General features: G+C 49.5%; 13 protein-coding genes. All 13 read left to right on the top strand.

The genetic code is table 11. The annotated features are described in order from the left end of the window. Positions 1-302 precede the first annotated feature (302 nt). The gene (locus tag EJP77_RS10430; RefSeq protein ID WP_127199174.1) at positions 303-971 is read left to right on the top strand and encodes a hypothetical protein; all 669 of its coding nucleotides are present in this window, start codon (positions 303-305) and stop codon (positions 969-971) included. A gap of 366 nt (positions 972-1337) precedes the next feature. Beyond that, complete coding sequence (locus tag EJP77_RS10425; RefSeq protein ID WP_127199173.1) at positions 1338-2261, top strand: hypothetical protein; 924 nt, start codon at positions 1338-1340, stop codon at positions 2259-2261. Positions 2262-2312: 51 nt separating this feature from the next. Further along, positions 2313-2729: a hypothetical protein gene (locus EJP77_RS10420; protein ID WP_127199172.1), complete on the top strand. Its 417-nt coding sequence runs from the start codon at positions 2313-2315 to the stop codon at positions 2727-2729. 612 nt (positions 2730-3341) lie between these two features. After that, positions 3342-4163, top strand: a complete 822-nt coding sequence (locus tag EJP77_RS10415) for a transporter substrate-binding domain-containing protein (protein WP_127199171.1) — start codon at positions 3342-3344, stop codon at positions 4161-4163. A 357-nt stretch (positions 4164-4520) separates the two neighbouring features. Next, positions 4521-5303 carry an amino acid ABC transporter permease gene (locus EJP77_RS10410; RefSeq protein ID WP_127199170.1) on the top strand — a complete coding sequence of 261 codons (783 nt, stop codon included), beginning with the start codon at positions 4521-4523 and terminating at the stop codon, positions 5301-5303. Beyond that, entirely contained in the window at positions 5276-5986 is a 711-nt protein-coding gene (locus tag EJP77_RS10405; RefSeq protein ID WP_127199169.1) for an amino acid ABC transporter permease, read from the top strand. The genes EJP77_RS10410 and EJP77_RS10405 overlap by 28 nt, the downstream gene beginning before the upstream one ends. After that, positions 5983-6735, top strand: a complete 753-nt coding sequence (locus EJP77_RS10400) for an amino acid ABC transporter ATP-binding protein (RefSeq protein ID WP_127199168.1) — start codon at positions 5983-5985, stop codon at positions 6733-6735. Before EJP77_RS10405 ends, EJP77_RS10400 begins: the two co-directional genes overlap by 4 nt. Before the next feature lie 20 nt (positions 6736-6755). Next, positions 6756-7796 carry an LLM class flavin-dependent oxidoreductase gene (locus tag EJP77_RS10395; RefSeq protein WP_127199167.1) on the top strand — a complete coding sequence of 347 codons (1041 nt, stop codon included), beginning with the start codon at positions 6756-6758 and terminating at the stop codon, positions 7794-7796. A 2-nt stretch (positions 7797-7798) separates the two neighbouring features. After that, complete coding sequence (locus EJP77_RS10390; RefSeq protein ID WP_127199166.1) at positions 7799-8950, top strand: amidohydrolase; 1152 nt, start codon at positions 7799-7801, stop codon at positions 8948-8950. A 3-nt stretch (positions 8951-8953) separates the two neighbouring features. Further along, on the top strand, positions 8954-10084 hold the full coding sequence (solA, locus tag EJP77_RS10385) for an N-methyl-L-tryptophan oxidase (protein ID WP_281278490.1): 1131 nt from the start codon (positions 8954-8956) through the stop codon (positions 10082-10084). Between the two features lie 336 nt (positions 10085-10420). Continuing rightward, positions 10421-12589 (top strand): putative bifunctional diguanylate cyclase/phosphodiesterase, encoded by a 2169-nt coding sequence (locus EJP77_RS10380; protein ID WP_127199164.1) that lies wholly within the window; start codon positions 10421-10423, stop codon positions 12587-12589. A 357-nt stretch (positions 12590-12946) separates the two neighbouring features. Beyond that, positions 12947-14266 (top strand): glycoside hydrolase family 125 protein, encoded by a 1320-nt coding sequence (locus tag EJP77_RS10375; RefSeq protein ID WP_127199163.1) that lies wholly within the window; start codon positions 12947-12949, stop codon positions 14264-14266. After that, complete coding sequence (locus tag EJP77_RS10370; RefSeq protein WP_127199162.1) at positions 14263-17499, top strand: beta-galactosidase; 3237 nt, start codon at positions 14263-14265, stop codon at positions 17497-17499. Before EJP77_RS10375 ends, EJP77_RS10370 begins: the two co-directional genes overlap by 4 nt. Positions 17500-17700: the final 201 nt, after the last annotated feature.

Raw genomic sequence — 17700 nt, 5'->3', positions numbered from 1 at the left:
GAACAAGGATAGCGGCATAGAGAAAGTTGTCTTGGGGATAGTGAAGTACCATTCTCTGCTTTATCGTGTTTAACAAAAGGCCCGATAATTATATTTTCAATTGGCATCATAGTAGTTTTGCTATTTGATGGATCCACTTTTAAATACGGAATCAAAATTCCATTGGTAGATCTAAAGCTGGCTTTAGGCTGATGTGTATCCTTTCCACTGAACATGATCCTTATTTCTTGTTCGTGATCAAAGGCTGGGTGCTTAAAAAACATAGAATATATGGACCATCTATTGAACCGGGGGGGCTTTTTGTGAAGAAACAGCTATATAAAAAATGGTGGTTTTGGTTAATAGTTTTGTTTATTATTGGTACTTTTATTAATGTAACTAAGAGAGACGGTCCTAAAGAACATGACGAGCCTTTAAAAGTTGCAACGGTTGAAAATGTAAAGGAAGATGCTAACCAAGAAGTAACTCCTAAGCAGACAACAGAAACACAACAACAAACAGTAATTGAGAAACAACAGCAAAATAATCAAATAGAAAACGATCTTATACAGGTCACCAAATCAGGTGGGTTAGGGGATACAAAGTCACTTATTGAAAAAAGCTATGGAAATGATGAAAACGAGCCTGATTCAGGTATGTCATCATATAGAAATAATTCGCTCCTTGTTATATACTATAATGATATTGCATTTAACGTTACTCTTAGTTTTGAGGGATCTGGTAACAAGAAATTTGCTGAAGCATTAGGAGAGGCAAAAACCATTATGCCAACTGATGCAGTAAAAGTAAAAGAGTACAAAGCTGATGAGAACCGAGATGTGGTTCAGTATGAGAGTAAGGCACTTGCCAAACAACTAAATTCCTTTTATAACAATAATGAAGATTTAAAGCCTGGAACTTTTATTGTTATTTTAAAGCATGACAATAAAGGGGTTTATGCGATGATAATTGCTTCAGGAGATAATCCGTAATTTGTAATACCAAATAAAGGATCCCACTGGATGTGCTGGCGGGGTCCTTTTTTGCTTTACAACGTTAGGAATTTGCTCTACAAGCTTCTACTTATTTTCTAATGAATCTATCCAGTAAACTCTAATTATCTCACCGACTGGTACTTAATTGACCTCATTATCTAACCTCAAAAATACCTATTCTAGTTTCATTCTCCACGAAAGTCTATCACCGATATTAAAATATTTACTGATATACTTGTGTGTGTTATGATAATACCAACATTTTACATAAAATATAAAATTTTGGTATTTAAGTGAAAAAGAGGGGGGTCATGGTAAATCAGTTATTTTAATTTTGAATAAGAATTGGGAGGAATTGATTTTATGAGGAAACTATTAATTATTTTATCAACGGTTATGGTATTTGGTGGGCTATTTTCTGGAGCAGTTGAAGCAGAAGGCCAGGTGAACAGTGATAAGCAAATCAACAATAAAGTTCCGGATATACTCAAATCAAAGGTAAAAGCTAAGTATCAAATGTCTGATGAAGCAATCAATGACCTTACACCAGAACAGTTGAAAAATAAAATTGTAGATATTGATTCGGTAGAGGTATCAAAGAAAGAACAGTATTACCGGTTCAGTTATGATGTTACTGATCCAAACCATCCAAAGAAAATAAATGTTGCTGAGGTACCTAAAGATGAGGCTTATAAACAAATTGAAGCGCAAAAAAATCACAATATAACAACTTTGACAGAAAGTTGCGGAATTTCTAATGGGCATGATTGCGTTAAAGAAGAATGGATTCAACTTGAGACTTGGGTATCAAGAAATGCCGAACGAACCAGCGGAACTGTAAGTTCAAGATTTCAATGGTTGACACCTCCTTACTATACCGATCAGGATGTATTTTCCATAGGATTGAATTCAAACTTCTCTCCAACTCCAGGTACAGAAAGTGCTACTTATAAATATAGTTACGGTGTTGGGTACGAAATTGGTGATACCGTGGAGAACTTTTCTACCCCTACTGTAAGAGGCGAAGGAGGATATGGGTATACAATTCAATTGGCACACGGTGGTGGAGATTACTATGTATTTAATCATCGAGGATATATGGAATATAAATATTCTAAAAATGTTACAAACCCAACTCTTGTAGATGCATTTTCAACATATGCCCATCAACAAGTAGACTGGGATGTGGAACCATCATTTTCAATTCCATTGGGAGGTTCATTAGCTTTACAGCATAGTAATGACTTCGATAAGGTTTACGGTCATGCACAATTTAAACCTTGGTGATATAATAATAAAGGGGCGAGTATTCGCCCCTTTATTATTGGGGGTGATAAGTTGAATAGAAAAACATTAATCATATTAGTTTGTTTGCTGCTTATCATTGCAGTTGGATTTAATTTGTATCAGTATACCGAAATTAACAAGCTTTCAAATCAAATTTCTAAAATTGATACTGAATTTAAAACTGAGATATTAAGAACGGCAAGCTTGATAAGGCAAAATGATATTAAATTAGCGTTTGAAAATGCAGTTCGTCTTGATACATTAAGTAAGTTTACTTCATACTATAAGGATAAGACTGGGTTTTTGAATTATCCAGCCATTATTGTTACTGATATAAGGAATCACATCACATTAAGCAATGAAATTAAAAACAAGAAAGAAATTTCAGATTTATTAAATGAACTTTCCAAAAATCCAACCGATCAGGTTATTTCAGATAGAATTTTGATGCTTTTACAACAAGACTAATAAAGGAGGGGATTCTCTTTATCGACAGGGAGGTGAGTTGAATTAGATATTATGAAACGTTCTCCCATTACTTAAAATTGAAGAACAACCACATATAATATATTAAAAGTAAACAAATACCCTTCTAGCTGTTCTGGTAGGGTATTCGTTTGCATTCCTAAACCTTTCTGAACATGTTCGCAGACTCATTCCGTTGGTTTATTTCCCCATTACAAAGTCTCCAGTAAACCCTAAATCAGTGATACGATCTAAGCGCATGGTTCCGGCAATGTATAACTTGCTAGTCATAAACCAGACATGAACAAATTTATACCCAAGAGCTGGCTCAGACATTGAGCTAGCCTTTTTTGCTTGCTCCCCACCTCAAATAAGTCCGTCCGGATATACTCTAGACAGGCTTGTTTAGGGATGCTAGGGCTACTAGTAATTCATACTAAGCTAGTAGGAGATAGTTGGCGGTTTTGTTTCTTCTATATCCTTATAGAAAAACCCTATAATCCGAAGCATTGACGATCTTTCCCGGTGCGTGTAAAGTAATCCTCAACATAAATCACACTAACTTAATAGGAATTGTGTGAATAAAATAAAAACAATATATTCGGAGGGTGAACGATGAAGAAGAAATTAGCATTATTGACGGCGTTAGGATTATTGGTTGCTGTGATTGCGGGCTGCGGCACCGCCAAGGAGGACACTACAAGCGGAACAGCCAAAGCTGCGAGCGGTACTGCTGTGAAGAAGATTATTGTAGGAACCGGGACGCAGTTCCCTAACGTGTGCTTCATTGATGAGAACGGGAAGCTGACCGGATACGATGTGGAGCTGGTGAAAGAGCTGGATAAGCGTCTTCCGGATTATGAATTTGAGTTCCAGACCATGGATTTCTCCAGCCTGCTGCTGAGTCTTGATACGAAGAAGATTGACTTCGTTGCCCATCAAATGGAGAAGAATCCGGAGCGTGAGGCGAAATACTTGTTCAATAAAGAGCCTTACAGCATCTTCCTCAATAAAGTCGTTGTTCCTAAGACCAATACAGATATCAATTCCATTGATGACCTGAAAGGAAAGAAAGTAATTACGTCAGCAACAAGCAATGAAGCCTATATCTTGCAGGAATATAACAAGAAGAACAAGGATGCCATCAACATTGTCTACTCCAACTCACCTTCCAATGACAGAACGAATCAGATTCTGACAGGCCGGGTGGACGCAACGATCAGCACGGATTTCGCGCTGAAGTTTATGCCGAACGGTGACAAGCTGAAGACTGTGGGTGATGCGTTAACTCAATCAGACGTACTCTTCGTGCTTCGCAAGGATGAGCAGGACCTGGCGGATAAGCTTGATGAGGCGATCAAAGAAGTGAAGGCCGATGGAACGTTATCCAAACTGAGTGTTAAATGGCTGGGACAAGATTTTACGAAGAGTAAATAGCTATAAAAAAGTGATACGCAGGAGGGCGTAACGGAGGGGAAGCTTGGAACTGTAGGAGCGTCAGCGAACGCCTTGATCTCCGGATTTCAACCGCTAAGGCGGTTTCATTCAGAAATCTGGAGATCACAGCGGCCGGAAGTCCAAACATTTCCCGGAGTTATGACCGCTCCCGAATGTGAGCATTTAAATTGCGGCAAATATACTTGAAAAATAAATAGATAAGTTGAACTTAAGAATTACTCATGGGCAAAAGTGTGAAATGATTCTGGAGAAGCAAAGCGATCGGAGGAACATTGCACACGGCTGTCTGACAGTAAATCAATAGTTCAACCTATAAAGAAAGGGGCGGTCGTACACTTGGAGACCACGTTCGATATTTCTTATGTCTTTGATTTTCTTCCCAAGCTTGCGGCGTACATTCAGATTACCTTGTTCATCGTGATCTGTTCTGTAGTTCTGGGGCTTGCCGTGGGTCTCCTATGGGCCCTGCCCCGCATGTACAACGTACCGGTATTGAAGAATCTGTCTGCGATTCTGGTATCTTTTTTTCGCGGAACCCCGGTACTTATTCAGTTGTTCCTGATTTACTACGGCATGCCTGAGGTGCTCAAGCTCGTATCCATTGATGTGACGAGGACTTCCGTTCTCGTCTTCGTCATTCTGACGTATACACTGAACAGCGCGGCTTATATGTGCGAGATCATCCGGGCTGCCGTAGCCGCGGTAGACCGCGGACAGGTAGAGGCCGCCTACTCGATAGGCATGACGAAATACCAGGCTTTCACCCGGATTATGCTGCCTCAGGCGCTGGCCGTCTCCATGCCGAACTTCGCGAACAAGGTGCTTGCCAATTTGAAGGAGACCTCGCTTGCTTATACGCTGGGGACGATGGATATCAGCGGTAAAGCGCAGACACTCGGCAGCGCGACCATGCATTTCTTCGAGACTTATATAGCATTATCGCTGATCTATTTCGTCATATCCATGATCCTTGAGCAGCTGTTCCTCCTCGCAGAGAGAAGGCTCCATAGACATGAGAGACATTATAAGGTCCGAACAGGCTCCAGGCGGAGTCTACGTTCCAGACAGACGGGAAAGGAGGATGAGGGCTTATTCAGCTCGACCCGCAGTTTATCCTGACAGCTTTTCTGGACTTGTTCCAGGCCTTGCCTATGACCCTACTGATCACAGCGGTGTCCCTGATCGGAGGCTTCATTATCGCCGTTCCTGCAGCCCTCGTCCGGATCAACCGGGTGCCGGTGCTGAGCCAGATCGCTTCGGCCTATGTCACGGTCATCCGGGGAACCCCGATGTTGATGCACCTGTTCCTGATCTATTACGGCCTGCCAATCCTGATTGACAGTGTGTCCCGCAAGCTGAATCTCGGCTTCACCTCCGTGTCCATTCCTATTGTATATTTCGTCTTTGTTGCCTTCTCGCTGACCGCAGGGGCTTACATGACAGAAGTAATCCGGGCGGGCATTCAGGCGGTAGACCGGGGCCAGGTCGAAGCGGCCTATTCGGTGGGCATGACGCCTGTACAGACGTTCAAACGCATCGTTCTGCCGCAGGCGCTTGCGGTGAGCTTGCTTAACCTCTCCAGTGAGGTGATCGGCATGCTGCACGGAACCACACTGGCTTTTACCGTATCGATTACGGAGATTAATGGCAGAGCGAATATTGTGGCTTCGACCAACTGGAAGTTTTTTGAGGCGTATATTGCAGCTGCCCTGATGTTCTGGGGCTTAACGGTATTGATCGAACGGGTTACGGCCCGCATTGAGAAGAAGATAAATACGTTCAACCGAGGCGGTGTCGCATGATTGAGATCCGAAATATTACGAAGACGTTTGGCAGGCAGGAAGTGCTTAAGGGAATCGACCTGACCGTGGAAAAAGGGGAAGTTGTGGTCATTCTGGGACCCAGCGGCTCCGGCAAAACGACACTGCTGCGCTGCCTGAATTTCCTGGAGAAGCCCGATGATGGCACTGTGAACATTTCCGGCGAACAGGTGAACTGCAAGCGTCCTACCAAGCAAGAAATCCACTCCCTGCGCAAAAAGACGGCGATGGTGTTCCAGCATTACAACCTGTTCAAGCATAAGACGGTTCTGGAGAACGTGATGGAGGGACTTATCATCGTACGCAAGCTGGACAGAGTAGAAGCCAGGGTGAAAAGTATTGAGGTTCTGGAGAAAGTCGGGCTTGGAGACAAGCTGGATATGTATCCGAGCCAGCTCTCAGGGGGACAGCAGCAGCGGGTGGGCATCGCAAGGGCGCTTGCCCTTGAACCTGAAGTTATTCTGTTCGACGAGCCGACCTCCGCGCTGGATCCGGAGCTGGTTGGGGAAGTGCTGTCGGTGATTCGCAAAATCGCGGCCGAGGGCATCACCATGATCGTGGTGACCCATGAAATGGGGTTCGCGAGGGACGTATCGAATCATGTGGTCTTCATGGATGGCGGCGTCATTGTGGAAGAGGGCAAGCCTAACGAAATCTTCCGGTCGCCGAAGGAGGAGCGCACCAAACAGTTCCTGAAGCGGATCACGCCGGAACTCACTTATGATATTTAGGACAAAGGGGGAGATTCCTTATGGGAATCCAATTAAGCATTCTGGATCAAAGTCCTATCTTCGGAGATGAGACTCCGGAAGAGGCATTCCAGCATACGGTGGAACTGGCTCAGATCGCTGAGCGGCTGGGGTATTCGAGGTTCTGGGTATCTGAGCATCATGACGGAGATCGGGTTGCGGGATCATCACCCGAGGTGCTGATCGCTTATTTGCTGGCCAAGACGAACCGGATTCGAATCGGTTCCGGCGGGGTGATGCTGCAGCATTACAGTCCGTATAAAGTCGCGGAGAATTTCAATGTGCTGTCCTCTCTGGCACCAGGCAGAGTGGACCTTGGAATCGGGCGGGCCCCTGGCGGACTGCCAAGGTCAACCCGTGCGCTTCAGCAGGGCACCGAGGATGGAGGAGACCTAACCGGCAAGCTTAAGGAACTTAGCGAGTACGTGCATAACCGGCTTGCCGAGGATCATCCGCTTGCCGGCTTGCGGGCTACGCCTCTGCCAGGGCAGCCGGCCGAGATCTACCTGCTCGGCGCAAGTCTATCCAGTGCAGAGCTTGCCGCCGAGCTTGGACTGCCTTATGTGTTCGCCCTGTTCATCAACAGCGACCCTGTGGTGGCTGAGGACGCTTTTGCCGCCTATCACCAGTCCTTCAACTATACGAACGGTACCAAGCCGCAACCTATTCTCGCCCTCCCTGTTCTTGTGGCGGAGACGGATGCTGAGGCAGATGAACTGGCCAGCCAGCAGAAACTGTACAAAGTGTACTTGGACAGCGGCAAGAAGGTTACCGTAGGCAGCTTGGAGCAGGCGGAGGAATTCGGCAGGCAGTCGAATGAGAATTACAGAATAGAAGAGCAGCAGGCCGAGATCACCAAGGGCTCGAAAGAGACTGTCCGCCGGAAACTATTAGAGGTAGGAGAACGGTACGGTGTGGTAGAATACATCGTAATTACGGCGTTGCAGGATTTCGGCAAGCGGGTTCGCTCATACGAGCTGCTGAAAGAAGCTTTCACCGAGGCTGCGGTCGTACATACGGAGGGTTCTTTCAAGGAGGAGTAAGCATGTCACTAACAGATCAGCTTGTCGCGATACGTCGTGAGCTTCATCAATACCCGGAGGTCGCTCATGAGGAGTTCAGGACTACGGAATCTATACGTGGATGGCTGACGGAAGCAGGTATCCGTATTCTGGACTTTGGCCTGAAGACCGGGGTAGTAGCCGAGGTGGGCGAAGCTGAAGTGGGGCCAATCATTGCGCTGCGGGCAGATATCGATGCCCTTCCGATCGAGGAGGAGACCGGGCTTGAATTCGCTTCGAAGATTCCGGGCCGAATGCATGCCTGCGGACATGATTTCCATACAGCATCGGTACTCGGAGCGGCCTATCTGCTCAAGCAGCAGGAGGCTGAGCTTGGCGGCCGGGTCCGCTTCATCTTCCAGCCTGCGGAGGAGAAGGCAGAAGGGGCTGAGATTGTATTGCAGAGCGGTGCGCTTGATGGGGTCAGCGCGATCTTCGGCATGCATAACAAGCCGGATCTCCCGGTAGGCACAGTAGGGATACGTCCAGGGCCGCTGATGGCCGCTGCAGATGGATTCATTATCGAAGTAGAGGGGCTTGGAACACATGCTGCTGTGCCGGAGAACGGGAACGATCCGATTCTGGCCGCTTCTCATATCGTCACAGCACTCCAGTCCATCGTCAGCCGTAATGTAAGTTCGCTGCAAAGTGCGGTAGTTAGTGTAACCCGCTTTCACAGCGGCACGGCCTGGAATGTCGTTCCGGACAAAGCTGTGCTGGACGGCACGATCCGTACGTTCGAGCAGGATGTGCGGACTCGTGTCCTGGCCCGCTTTCAGGAAGTGGTTCACGGTGTGGCGGCCGCCTTTGGCGCCAAGGCAGAGCTGACCTGGGTAAAAGGACCGCCGGCGGTACACAATGATCCTGCGCTTGAGGAGCTTACAGTACAAGCTGCGAGGAACGCTGGACTGCAGATTGTTCTTACCAATCCGACTCCAGCTGGAGAGGATTTCGCCTATTACCAGAAGCAGATTCCGGGCTTCTTCGTATTTATGGGGACCTCCGGCAGTCGGGAGTGGCATCATCCAGCCTTTGACCTGAATGAAGAGGCGCTGCCGCTGAGTGCCAAGCTTTTCGCGGAGTGGGCGAAGCTCGCTGTCAGCCGCTTCAGCCATACCCCTGTAGGGGAGGGCTAGGCGATTCGCACTTCATACGATGTCATTGTCGTAGGGGCGGGGTCTATGGGGATGAGCGCCGGGGCCCATTTGGCCAAACGCGGCGTAAGTACCCTCCTTATTGATGCATTCGATCCTCCTCATCAGGAGGGAAGTCATCACGGGGATACCCGCCTGATTCGGCATGCTTATCATGGAGGCCCTGCTTATATTAACATGGCGATCCGGGCGCATCAGCTGTGGAATGAGCTGGAGGAGGAGATCGGCGAGACCCTGCTCGTCCAATCGGGCGTGCTGAACCTGTCCTCTCCGGCTGTCTATTCTTATGAGACGCGGCTGGAAGAGTCCAAGAGTCTGGGTGTGCCGGTTGAGTATCTGGATGCGGATGAGATTCATAGGCGATGGCCGGGAGTCACTGTCCCCGAGGACTATATGGCTCTGTATGAACCTCAGGCGGGCTATTTGTATAGTGAGCGCTGTATATCTGCTTATCGCAGATCAGCGGCGGAGGCTGGAGCGGAGCTGCTTGTGAATACCCAAGTAGAGCGGCTGGAGGTTAGCCTCAGAGGTGTATCGGTGTATACAGCCAAGGGAACTTTCCACGCGGGTCAGGTCATCCTCAGCGCAGGGGCATGGTTCCAGACGCTGGAGCCGTTCTTGTCCTTGAACATACAGCCGGTGCGTAAGGTGGTCGGCTGGTTTCAGCCTACAACTACACGGTTTGATGCAGGCAGATTCCCCGGATTCACGTTGAATACACCGGAAGGGGGATTCTACGGATTTCCCAGTCTGAATGGGGCCGGTCTTAAGATTGGTCGCCATGACGGGGGATTGCCATGGAATCCAGGTGAGCCGATTGCCCCGTTCGGCAGCTATGAAGAGGACGAGAGGGATCTGCGCAGAGCACTGGAGAATTATATGCCTGAGGCGGCAGGCGTGCTGAACCGCGGCTTGGTCTGTAAATATGAATTAACTCCGGATGAGGATTTCATTATAGACCGCCATCCTGTTCATTCCAATGTGCTGATCGCTGGAGGCTTCTCGGGGCATGGGTTCAAATTCGCAAGTGTAGTCGGGGAAATTCTCTCTAACCTTGCAGTCAACGGGACTTCGTCTCAGGATATCGGGTTATTCTCTCTTGACCGATTCAAATAGAAACCGTGCAGTGGATAATAGTGATATCCAGCCGATTCAATAGAATACAGAAGAGTGAAGCAGCGGGCTGTGAAGCCCGTTTTTTTTGCTGTGCAGAGACCTGGTAAGGCGAAAGAACGCTTTTAGATCCGGATATCGGACCATGCGCTAAAAATTAGTAATTCTTAACCGATATTAAATATAGACTGTGCTTGTGAAGTGGCGGATCATACTCTTCTGTACCTTCGTTCAGTAGACGTAGACATTCGGCCGTGTCGTCTTCCTTCAGTCAGACCTTCTTGTGACAGTTAGGTTCGTAGGAAACAGACTTAGAAACGCCATGGAAGAAGGAACATAATGGACAGAATCAATCTTATTATAGTATTTAATATTGTATTTGCTCTGGTTGTGGCCATAGGATTACTAATGCTGAGATCTCATCTTAAGCGGCTTCGCAGGAGTGAAGAGCGTTTTCAGCTCTCTACGAAGGGTTCGGGTGCCGTGATCTGGGACACGGTTTTTCCAGGCGGGGTATATTATGTCTCCGAAAGATGGTATGAGATTATGGGATATGAATTCGGTGAAGTAGACGGGAGACTGGAGGTTTGGGAGCATCTAGTCCATCCCGATGATATAGCTGAAGTTCGGCGGGCCAGGAAGGAGCATCTGGAAGGCGGAACCCCCGTCTATAATACGGAATACCGGATGCTGAAGAAGGATGGGGGGTACAGGTGGTTCTCTGTGCGCGGTCAAGCGACAAGGAGTGCCAATGGACGCCAGGTTCGCTTTGCAGGCTCGATGATTGACGTTACGGAGAAAAAGCTCTATGAACTGCGTCTCCAGCAAAGCTATGAGGAACTCAAGACCAGTGAGGAGAATTACCGCCTGCTTATCGATGCCGTGAACGACGGAATCTGGGAGATGGACTATGAGAAGAAGGAACTGCACTTGTCTCCCCGACTTATAGATATGCTCGGATGTGCAGATCAACCGAATTTTAATATGCGCCGTCTGTTCCAGCGGATTCATCCTGATGACCGGGGAAGGCTGAAGCTGGCTGCGTTAAGACACATCAAGCAGAAGACGGATTACTTCCAGGCTGAATATCGGCTAAGGCAGGACAGTGGTAGATACAACTGGTACATGGGACGGGGAAAGGCACTGTTCAATGAGCAAGGTGAGGTATACAGGCTTGCCGGCTCTAATACGGATATTCACAAAATGAAGCAGGTGCAGGAGGAACTGCACAAACTGGCGTACTACGATTCGCTCAGTGGATTGCCGAATCGGCTGTATATGCTTGAGGATCTGGACCGGTTCTTCAGAGAACCGGAAGGAATGGCTGCCATATTCTTCATTGATATGGATAACTTCAAATTCATTAATGATACACTGGGACACAAGTCCGGGGACTTGCTGATTCGCCAGGTAAGCCAGAAGCTGGTTGCGCTGCTGCCCCTTGAAGGAATGCTGTATCGACTGGCCGGCGATGAGTTCGTATACTTTATCAGGAATGTGGAGAATAAGGAAACTGTACTCACGATTGCAGATAATCTGATCCGTAAGTTCAAGCAGCCTATCCGGATTAATTCAAGCAATATATACGCCACCATAAGTATAGGGATTGCGTGTTATCCCGAGGATGGTGAAGATACGGAAGAGATGCTTAAGAATGCCGACGTGGCTATGTATAGATCGAAGAAGGTAGGAAAAGGAGTCTTCACGATCTATAACAGGACGATGCACTCGGAGCTGGCTGAACGAATGAATATAGATAAGCATCTCAGGAACGCACTTGACCAGGACGAATTCCTGCTGCAGTATCAGGCCCAGATGAATGTACAGACAGGGCGGATTATTGGCTTCGAGGCTCTACTTCGCTGGCATAACCCGGAGCTTGGGAGGGTCTCCCCGATGCTGTTCATCCCGATTGCAGAAGACAGCCGTACCATTATTGCCATTGGCAAATGGGCCATGATTACGGCGTGTACATTCATGAGACGAATCCATGAGAGGGGATACCCGGATTGCAGAATTTCCGTGAATATTTCCGTGATCCAGATGGTTCAAGAGGACTTCGTCACCATGGTGCTGGATATTCTGGAAGATACGGGACTTGCTCCGCAGTATCTGGAACTCGAAATTACGGAGTCCATCTTCATGGAATCCTATGAGCCGATTATTCATAAGCTGGAGATCCTGCGTTCTCTCGGCGTTCGCATCGCACTGGATGACTTTGGGACCGGATATTCCTCGCTAAGCTATCTGAAGCAGCTGCCGATCTCCACACTCAAGATTGATAAGGGCTTTATAGACAACCTGCCAGAAGAAGACAAGAATCGTTCCTTGACTGAGGCGATGATTGCGATTGGCCACAAAATGGGTCTGGAAGTCGTTGCAGAAGGCGTAGAGAGCTACAACCAGCTGGCTTACCTGAAAGATCACAGTTGTGATCTCGTGCAAGGCTATTTCCTCAGCAAGCCTGTTGATGAAGACGAAGTAGAGGCCCTGCTTTTGCGGTACTAGCATAAAGATACAAGGTACCAGCATTAATTGAGATTGTGTAATAGCAGTAATGGATAACGTGATAGCAGCAGTATAGTAAACGTTACAGCAGTAATTCTTAATAAGTAGTCTAAGCTGCAATTATTAATACAGCTGTTATATTAAATTGCCCATACGTAAGGCCAAGTGCCTTGGGGTATGGGCCTTTTTGTCTTCAGGCTCGCGGGCGAATTACGGTACTTTCTTTGATTTGTCCCTATCATATTAGGTTTTTTATCTATTTGAAAATGCTTACATCCATTAGAGTATAGGTACATCTAAATCTACTTTCATGCCTGTTTTGTCACAAAAACCAGTCCCGCAAGGAGCGATCATATTATGGAACAATTCAGATTACCCAAAATTCCAATGCCAAAGTTTCCGCTTCCAAAGGCCATTCAGGAAGTGCTTCTAGAGGCTGAAGAGCAGTTAAAGCACCGGCCCAAGCTGCTGGAGCTGTTCAAAAACTGTTTTCCCAATACCCTAGAGACTACGACCAAGCTTATGGAGGATGGAACAACCTTCGTGATTACCGGGGATATCCCTGCGTGCTGGCTGCGGGATTCGGTAGAACAGGTCATTCACTATATTCCTTTTGCCAAAAATGACTCCGATCTTCAGCGGATTATCGGCGGACTGATCAGACTTCATATTAAATACATTCAGATTGATCCTTACGCGAATGCCTTCAATGAACTGGCAAATGATTGGCACTGGAGCAAGGCAGATATCACGGAGATGTCCCCTTGGGTCTGGGAGAGGAAGTTCGAGCTGGACTCCCTCTGCTTCCCGGTTCGCCTTGCCTATAACTACTGGAAGGAGACGGAGCTCACCGATATTTTTGACCTGGAGTTCAGGCAAGCCATGCAGACCATCTATGACCTGTTCAAGACGGAGCAGCGCCACTTCGAGCAGTCCCCTTACCGGTTCACACGCAGCAATGGAATTCCGGAGGATTCGATCCGCAATCAGGGGATGGGGATGCCCGTCAACTACACCGGAATGGTCTGGTCCGGGTTCCGTTCCAGCGACGATGCCTGTGATTTCCACTATAATATCCCGGCAAATATGTTCGCCGTGGTTACCCTGCGCCAGATGCAGGAATTCGCAGAATGGGTGTACCGCGATCTGGCGTTTCTTGAACAGCTTAAGCAGCTTGAGGCGGATATTGATCATGGGATCAAGCTGTATGGCATCTACAGGCATCCTAAATTTGGTCCGATCTATGCTTACGAGACTGACGGATTCGGGAACTACTGCCTGATGGATGATGCCGGTACGCCGGGCCTGATGTCGATTCCTTATCTGGGTTACGTCCCGGCGGATGACGAAATCTATCAGAATACAAGAAGATTCGCGCTAAGCAAGGAGAACCCGTTCTACTTCGAAGGCAAGGCAGCCAAGGGCATCGGAAGTCCGCATACGCCTAAGGAATATATCTGGCACATGGCCTTGTCCATGCAGGGGCTGACTGCGATTACACGGGAGGAGAAGCTTGAGATGATCGCCCTGCTGGAAGCCACGGATGCGGATACCGGCTTCATGCATGAAGGGTTCCATGCGGATGACCCGGCTATCTATACCCGGAAATGGTTCGCCTGGTCGAACAGCCTGTTCTCCCAGCTCGTGTACACGGCCATGAAAGAAGGAATTCTATGAGCCGCTGCGTCCTTGTATTCTATGACCCGGATTTCCCGGGTGCCATTCAGCCCGGGCAATTGGACGTGAGTGGAAGCACCAGCCCTTCAGAATTAGAGAGTCAAGGTGTCCTTGAGGACCTTGCCGACGTGGGCCAGGTGGTTCGTGCAGATCAATTGGAGGGCGCGCTTCAGACATTTGAAGGGGGATGTTTGATTAACCTTCATGCGCCTTATTTTCCGAAGTCGGCATGGCCAGAAATTATTCGGTATCTCCGAAAAGGCGGCGGACTCATCAGCGTAGGCGGAGCTCCCTTTAAACATCCGGTTCGGCAGGAAGCCGGTGAATGGATCATTGAACCGGAACAGACTGCATATCATCAGGAGCTGTATATCCATGAAGCGCTTAAGGTGGATGGGGCCCGAATTCATTCCCTGACCGCTCTGGATACGGTTCCGCTGCTGGCTGGGCAGGAGGTTTTGTTTGCCCCCAGAACGGATACCTGGAATTTGGTACCCCATACGACCAAGTCAAGCGATCTGCCGCATCAAATGGGTTCTTCAGGACCGATGAGCACGCGGATCTATCCACTTATGAAAGGGCTTACGATAGACGACAGAGAGTCAGCTGCCCCCGTGGTGTTGTGGGAGAATACCCTGGGAGAATTCGCCGGGTCGCGCTGGTTGTTCGCGGGAATGCCGCTTACGGCGGGATTTTGGCGGGGAGGCGGAGGATCGGCTCTGGCTAAATGGGCTGCTTTCTGTGCCAAAGGCGTTACGGATATGTGGATCAAGCCGAATTATGCCTCCTATGAACCAGGGGAGCGTGCAGGGCTCACCCTGCAGCTTCAGGCCATCCGCAGTAAGAGAGAGATAATGGGGGAGGAAGAGCGGGTTCGCCTGAGTTCAGGAGTTGACGGTTGTGGTGACTCCGAGCCGGTTATATGGAAATTCAACTTGACAGCCGAGCATGAGAACGACCCGGGCTTAAGCTGGACCCATCAGCTGGAGCTAACGGCAGAAGATGAACTGAAGATTGTAAAGCTTCCGGTTCCGCTGGAAATCCGCGGCGGCCTGTACCATGTCGAATGCCATGCGGAGGCTTCAGACGGAGAGGTTCGTATTCTGCGTCAGGGCTTCTGGGGGCATGACCTGGAGCTGTTGGCAGCTGGCGAGCCTGTGACAAGCGGTAGGGATTACTTCGTTAAAGACGGCAGACCGATGCCTGTTGTGGGCATGACTTACATGACGAGTGATGTAGCTCGCAAATTCCTGTTCCTCCCAAATCCCGAGCTGTGGGACCGGGATATGGCCCAGATGCGGAAGGCTGGGATTAACTGGATCCGTACAGGGATCTGGACAGCCTACCGCAATATTATGCAGGTTGACGGGCATGTCTCGGAGGATGTGCTGAGAGCTATAGATGCATTCATCATGACCGCTAAGAAGCATGATCTTCAAGTGACGTTCACCTTCTTCTCATTCACCCCGGAGACATGGGAGGGGGTCAATCCTTACCTTGATCCGCAAAGTGTTGAAGCCCAGAAGCGGTTCATTCGCTCTATTGTATCGCGTCACAAGAATACGACGAATGTGGATTGGGACCTGATCAATGAGCCGTCGATGTTCGATCCGGTCAGGATTTTCTCGGATGGACCCAGCTCATGTCATGACCGCTTCGAGCAGATGGCCTTCATCAAGTGGCTTGAACAGCGGCACGAAAGTATTGAAGTGCTTCAAGCAAGGTGGAACATGACCCCCGAGCAGCTGCCGAGTTTCGCAGCGGCCCGGATCCCGGAGTCCTCGGAGATCAATTTCAATGTGCAGGATATGCACAAGGCGAAGAAAGGAACCCGCTGGCTGGATTACTGCTTGTTCTCCATGGATATGCACAACCGCTGGGCGGGTCAGCTATACAGCACGATTAAGGAATTATGCCCGGGGCATATGGTTACGGTCGGTCAGGATGAGGGACTTGGTGCACAGCGTCCGTCCCCGTTCTTCTACGAGGAGGTCGTGGACTATACCACAGTCCATTCCTGGTGGTTCAACGATTATCTGCTGTGGGACGGCATCTTCGCCAAGACGCCAAATAAGCCCAATCTGATTCAGGAGACCGGAGTGATGTATGTGGAGACTCCGGACGGCCGGGCGAAGAGATCGGAGCAGGAGCTGCGCAGTCTGCTGGAGCGCAAATACGCCTATGCCTTCTCCACTGCGGGAGCGGGTGCCGTGCACTGGATATGGAACACAAATTTCTATATGGATAATGCCAATGAGTCGCATATCGGGGCGCTTCGTGCAGATGGGACCGAGAAACCTGAGGCGGATGTCTCCTATGACTTCGGCCAGTTCATTGAAGGCGTCCGAGACATATTCGGAGAGCGGCAGCTTGAAGAGATTGCAGCGGTATTCCCTTACTCCAATGACTTCTCTAACCGGCAGCTGGCCTTCGAGGCGACCACCCGGCTAACGCGTATTCTTGCTTATGATTTGAAGCTGCCTTTCCGGGGCGCTTCGGAATACCACCTGGATGACCTTCAGGATAATCCGGCCAAGTTGATCCTGCTGCCGAGCGCCCATAACTTTGACGATGCGGCCATGGATCAGCTGATCGACATCGTCAGCGAGACGGGGGCGGTGCTGCTCGTCACCGGCCCAATCGGGCTTGACGCCTACTGGCGGCCATCGGATCGCCTGGCGAGTGTACTTGGCCCGCACGAGCTGCGCAACGTGCTGCGGGAAGAAGCGCTTGTCCTGCAGGGTCAAGCGCTGCCGGTCTCGTTCGGCCACCGGCGAATTGCCGAGGTGGCCAAAGAGGTGCCCGTTCACGGATCAGCCGAAGGAGGCTCCAGCGGAGCTTCTTCGGTCGTGAACATGGCCATGGGGCGCGGCCGGCTCATCTGGAGCCCGCTGCCGGCCGAACTTAGCGAGCGCAGCAGCACAACAGCTGCGCTGTACCGCTACGCCGCCGAGGCCGCTGGGGTCCGCAGCGACCTCGAGTGGCTGCGCGGGGGTGAGCTTCCCGGCGTCTACGGCCGGAAGCTCAGCTTCGCCGAGGGCTCGCTATTCGTGTTCGTGTCCGAGTATGCGCTGGACACGAACATCGAGGTCAGAGACCCGAGCAGCGGCTGCACTTATGCGTTCCTGCTCGAACAGGAACGCTCGGTCCTCTTCGCCGCGGATAAGAGCGGCGTCCTGCTTGGCACCTACCGACCGCATGAGGTCGAGGTGACAGTCACGCGCGAAGCTTAGGCGAATCCCGCAGGTTCACCCAGCAGGCAGCAGCAGGCACCCGCCGAAAGTGAGCTCACCCCTCTGGGGATGAAGCCGGAGAGCCCCGCCGGTCAAGCCCAGAACATGCACCCAAGGTAAGCGCATCCCGCAGGGACAGCGTCTCCAGGCAGGCAGTCGAAGGCAACTGCGCCCAACCCCGCCCCGCCGGCGAGGAAGGGG

This window comes from Paenibacillus zeisoli, assembly GCF_003994465.1.
Taxonomy (GTDB): Bacteria; Bacillota; Bacilli; order Paenibacillales; family Paenibacillaceae; genus Fontibacillus; species Fontibacillus zeisoli.
The sequence above is the reverse complement of the archived record's forward strand: the minus strand, read 5'-3'. Positions and strand labels throughout refer to the sequence as shown.